Origin of the sequence: Bacillus sp. FJAT-29790, assembly GCF_019039215.1 — a bacterium.
GTDB lineage: Bacteria > Bacillota > Bacilli > Bacillales > Cytobacillaceae > Cytobacillus.
The window spans coordinates 1,838,470-1,843,532 of record NZ_JAHNZZ010000001.1 but is presented as its reverse complement, the minus strand read 5'-3'; the positions used below and the strand labels follow the sequence as shown (position 1 = coordinate 1,843,532).

The following is a 5,063-nucleotide window of genomic DNA, read 5'->3' as shown; positions in this document are numbered from 1 at the left end:
TGGGTTAAATAGCAACAAAGTTTACGAAAACAGCCATTATAAAAAAGAGCTGCGCTTTTAGGCGCAGCCAAATGACGTGTTGGATTAGAAGAAAATTTTTGGTTAGTTATATTCAAGGCAATACATTGAACTGTTATACTTAACATTTAAGGTTTGAATTGTTACGATCATATTTTGCCCTAAAACGCTGTGCATATTAATTACAAATATTGTTGTGCTTGAGGAGGAATACCAGAATGGAAAGCAAAATCGAAATATTATCAACAGTGAAAATCCAGAAGACTCCTGATCTTTATAAAATTGTTGATGCATTGAATCGTACGTTAAAAGAAAAAGATTTAATGTTTGGCCTGGCTCTTGATAAAGACGATCAAAATAAAGCAATTTTTACGATTTATCGTACATAAGAAGAGTGACAAATGTGAAAAAATTCATTATTATTAGCATAATCATATTCGTAGTTATTTTAGGCACTTGCACGATTATTTATGTAAATGCCCAAAAGCCTGTTAAAGCAGCCGAGAAGAAAGCAATCCAAATAGCCATGCAGGAAACGAAACTTAGAGAAGCAGAAGACTTTTATTTGTACCACGGGCATGAAACCTATTATGTATTAAAGGGCAAAGATGGAGGTGGGACAGGCATTTATGTCTGGATTCCTGAAAAAGATGGGAGAATAATTGTCCGAAAACAATCTGATGGCGTAACCAAGCAAGAGGCTATAGATAAACTTAGGGAAGAGAAAAACCCTAAAAAAATTATTTCTGTCCGACTTGGAATGGAAAAAAATATCCCTTTATGGGAAATTTACTACCGTTCTGAAGGAGATTTAATAAATTATTATTATGTCGACTTTAAAACGGGCGAATGGCTAAAGAAAATTGAAAACCTGTAAGGTATATGGAGGGGTAGGAATGGAAATTCAATTAGCACAAAGAGTAAAAGCATTAACACCTTCAACAACACTGGCGATTACAGCGAAAGCAAAAGAACTTAAGGCGGAAGGGTTTGACGTAATTGGCTTAGGAGCGGGCGAACCGGATTTTAATACGCCTCAGCATATTATTGATGCAGCCGTTCAATCGATGAATGAAGGTCATACAAAATACACACCTTCTGCAGGGCTTCCAGCACTAAAGAAAGAAATTGCCGGCAAGTTTAAGAAAGATCAAGGCATTGACTATGAACCAAGCCAAATCGTTGTCGGGAGCGGGGCGAAGCATGCTCTTTATACATTATTCCAGGCGTTACTTGATGAAGGGGATGAAGTGATTATTCCAATCCCATATTGGGTGAGCTACCCTGAACAAGTAAAACTGGCAGGTGGTTTTCCAGTTTATGTAGATGGGAAAGAAGAGAACGAGTACAAAATTACACCAGCTCAATTAGAGGAAGCAATAACAGCTAAGACAAAAGCCGTAATTATTAATTCTCCAAGCAACCCAACAGGAATGCTTTATACAGAAGAGGAGTTAAAAGCAATTGGCGAGGTATGCCTGAAGCATAATATTTTAATTGTCTCTGATGAAATATATGAGAAATTAGTTTACGGTGACCACAAACATGTGTCTATCGCTCAGCTTTCCCCAGAATTGAAAGAGCAAACGATTATTATTAATGGGGTATCGAAATCCCATTCGATGACTGGGTGGAGGATTGGATACGCAGCAGGAAACAAAGAGCTAATTAGTGCAATGACAAATCTTGCTAGCCATAGCACATCAAACCCTACAACGACTGCGCAATATGGGGCGATTGCTGCTTATGCCGGTTCACAGGAAATGCTCAAAGAAATGCGTGTTGCCTTCGAACAGCGATTAAATATTATTTATGAGAAGCTAATTGCAATCCCTGGATTTGTATGTCTAAAGCCACAAGGCGCATTTTACTTATTTCCAAATGTGAAAAAGGCCGCAGAATTAACCGGATTTGCAAATGTGGATGATTTCTCACAAGCACTATTAGAAGAAGCAATGGTTGCGGTCATTCCAGGGTCTGGATTTGGATCGCCGAACAATATCCGTTTATCCTATGCTACCTCACTAGAATTATTAGAAAAAGCGGTTGATCGTATTCATCAATTCGTCGAAAGCAAAATGAAATAAATTCTTTTATCGATAGGCTCTAAATGATTGTTTTAAATAGGTTTTGTATAAAGTTGATTGGAGCGGAAGGTGCGAGACTCCTGCGGGAGTAGCGGGACAGGTGAGACCCCGCAGGCGCAGGGCGCCGAGGATGCTCACCGCCCGCCCCGCGGAAAGCGAGCATCCTGGAGCGGAAATCAACTAGACCACTTTTGGTTAAATTGCAACAATGTTTCCGAAAACAGCCTAGCCTATCGATAATAACAAAGCAACTTAGCAGTAGCAGGACAATTTCCGGCTACTGCTTCTTATATTGCTTCTGTCTTTGCCAAAAGGTATAATAGATAGGATACATAAGCTAAGATTTGCTAGTTTTTGGAGGGAACATACGTGGTTAAAACAACAATATCCGAGGTTTACAAATATGTTGATCAAGAAGTGAAAATTGGAGCGTGGGTAGCAAATAAACGTTCAAGCGGAAAAATTGCTTTCCTTCAGCTTCGTGATGGTACAGGCTTTATTCAAGGGGTAGTCGTGAAAAATGAAGTCCCAGAAGAATTATTTCAAGCAGCAAAATCAGTTACACAAGAATCATCTATTTACATTACAGGAAAAGTTCAAAAAGACGAGCGTTCTCCTTTAGGATTTGAATTGCTTATCACTGGACTTGAAATCATACATCATGCAGTAGATTATCCAATTACACCAAAGGAGCACGGGACTGAATTCTTAATGGATCATCGTCATCTATGGCTGCGCTCCCGCCGTCAACATGCGGTAATGAAAATCAGAAATGAAATCATCCGAGCAACATATGAATTCTTTAATGAAAATGGCTTTGTTAAAGTCGACCCGCCTATTTTAACAGGGAGCTCTGCAGAAGGGGGATCCGAATTATTTGCCACAAAATATTTCGATGAAGATGCCTATCTTTCACAGAGCGGACAGTTACATCTGGAAGCAGCAGCCATGGCGCTTGGAAAGGTTTTTTCTTTCGGCCCAACTTTCCGTGCCGAGAAATCAAAAACACGCCGCCATTTAATTGAATTCTGGATGATTGAACCTGAAATGGCTTTTTATCAACACGAAGATAGTTTAAAGGTGCAAGAAGAATATGTTGCCTATATTGTACAATCGGTGTTAAAGAATTGTGTGCTTGAATTAAAAACGCTTGGCCGTGACACGTCTAAGCTTGAGCAAATTAAGGCGCCATTTCCGCGCATCACTTATGATGAAGCGATTAAATTTTTGCATGAAAAGGGATTTGACGATGTAGAGTGGGGGGATGATCTTGGTGCTCCACATGAAACAGCGATTGCGGAGGGCTATGACAAACCTGTATTCATTACCCACTATCCGACATCCTTAAAGGCTTTTTACATGCAGCCTGACCCAACGAGGGAAGAGGTTGTTCTCTGTGCTGACTTGATTGCTCCAGAAGGATATGGAGAGATTATCGGCGGTTCCGAGCGGATCCATGATTATGATCTGATGAAAAAACGCCTTGAAGAAAATAATTTGGATATGGATACATACAAATGGTATCTAGAACTTCGCCAATATGGATCTGTCCCGCATTCTGGATTTGGCTTAGGCCTTGAAAGAACAGTAGCATGGATCAGCGGAGTTGAACATGTGCGCGAGACCATTCCATTTCCGCGTTTATTGAATCGCTTATATCCATAACAACGTAAAAAAATCCGCTTGGCGGATTTTTTTCGTTAAAAACAGAAGATTAATTTGGATTTGCAAGGCTGTTGTCGTAAACATTGTTGCTTTATTAGTGTGATTTTATATATCAATCTGAGTTGATTGGAGCGGAGGGCACTTGACTCCTCAAAATGCTATCGCATTTCCTTCGTGCGTGGGCCGATTCAAGGATGTAAATTCAGTATCCTGCGTGTAAAAGAGGGAAGCGGGAGACCCCGCAGGCGGTTACGCCGAGGAGGCTTCCGTCCCTCCCAGCGGAAAGCAAGTGCCCACAGCGGAAATCAGCAAGCAAACTTTAAGGCCAAAAACAACAAACTATGCGAAAAGAACCATTTGCAAAAATCATATTGCTTAGATTTAAAAAGAAAAAGAAAAAGGTACCTGTTTATTCTCCTTACTAGGCGCTCGTTTTTCATGCTATACTTATATGGAGGTGTCAGGGATGTCAAAAACAAATATGTTAAAATGGCTTCAGGAAGGGAATATCACCATACCTGGAGTTTTATTAACACAATATAAAGAAATGAATTTAAATGAGCATGAGCTGTTATTATTACTGCATGTCATCTCCTTTATCGAAAATGGGAATGAATTCCCTACTCCGGTTGAATTGTCTTCACGAATGACAATATCTGTTTCCGAGTGTTCAGAAAACCTACGAAAATTAATCCAAAAAGGGTTCATTGAGATTAAAGACAATTATTCAGATGAAGGCATTCGATATGAGAAATATGATATCGAACCGTTATGGGAAAAACTGATCGACCATTTTCTTTTTAGAAACAAACAAGAATTGGCTATCATCAATCAGAAAAATGAAACAGATTTATATACATGCTTTGAGCAGGAATTTGGCCGCCCATTATCTCCATTTGAATGTGAAACACTAGCGATGTGGATGGATGATGACAATCATGATCCGCATATTATTAAAGCAGCGCTAAGGGAATCTGTCATTTCCGGAAAATTAAATTTCCGGTATATTGACCGAATCTTATTTGAATGGAAGAAAAATGGTATTAAAACGATCGAACAGGCAAAAAGCTATGGGAAAAAATTTCGGCAGAATCAACCACAGCAGCGAAATAAACAGCAAGAAAGTTATCCGCAAACATCAAAGACTGTTCCTTTTTACAATTGGCTTGAGCAATAAGTTGAGGCTGTTTTCGTAATGTTTGTTGTTTTTATAATGTGATTTTTATTTAATATTCTGAGTTGATTGGAGCGGAGGGCACTTGACTCCTCGAAAATGCTATCGCATTTCCTTCG

General features: G+C 39.3%; 5 protein-coding genes. All 5 read left to right on the top strand.

Annotation, left to right across the window (positions count from 1 at the left end; genetic code table 11):
• Positions 1–236 precede the first annotated feature (236 nt).
• The 5 genes from BGM26_RS08735 to BGM26_RS08715 all read left to right on the top strand — a co-directional run bounded on the left by BGM26_RS08735 (position 237) and on the right by BGM26_RS08715 (position 4,947).
• A complete protein-coding gene (locus tag BGM26_RS08735) occupies positions 237–407 on the top strand; it encodes a YpmA family protein (protein ID WP_217039432.1) in 171 nt (56 codons plus the stop codon).
• Positions 408–421: 14 nt separating this feature from the next.
• Positions 422–895 carry a cell wall elongation regulator TseB-like domain-containing protein gene (locus BGM26_RS08730; protein ID WP_217039431.1) on the top strand — a complete coding sequence of 158 codons (474 nt, stop codon included), beginning with the start codon at positions 422–424 and terminating at the stop codon, positions 893–895.
• A 25-nt stretch (positions 896–920) separates the two neighbouring features.
• Positions 921–2,105, top strand: a complete 1,185-nt coding sequence (locus BGM26_RS08725) for a pyridoxal phosphate-dependent aminotransferase (protein ID WP_217040716.1) — start codon at positions 921–923, stop codon at positions 2,103–2,105.
• Positions 2,106–2,474: 369 nt separating this feature from the next.
• Complete coding sequence (asnS, locus tag BGM26_RS08720) at positions 2,475–3,770, top strand: asparagine--tRNA ligase (RefSeq protein WP_217039430.1); 1,296 nt, start codon at positions 2,475–2,477, stop codon at positions 3,768–3,770.
• Between the two features lie 466 nt (positions 3,771–4,236).
• Positions 4,237–4,947, top strand: a complete 711-nt coding sequence (locus tag BGM26_RS08715) for a DnaD domain-containing protein (protein ID WP_217039429.1) — start codon at positions 4,237–4,239, stop codon at positions 4,945–4,947.
• The last annotated feature ends 116 nt before the right edge of the window (positions 4,948–5,063 follow it).

Bases quoted from the DNA above. Each gene is read 5' to 3' on its own strand.
- BGM26_RS08735 (WP_217039432.1), top strand. From the start codon at position 237: ATGGAAAGCAAAATCGAAATATTATCAACAGTGAAAATCCAGAAGACT.
- BGM26_RS08715 (WP_217039429.1), top strand. From the start codon at position 4,237: ATGTCAAAAACAAATATGTTAAAATGGCTTCAGGAAGGGAATATCACC.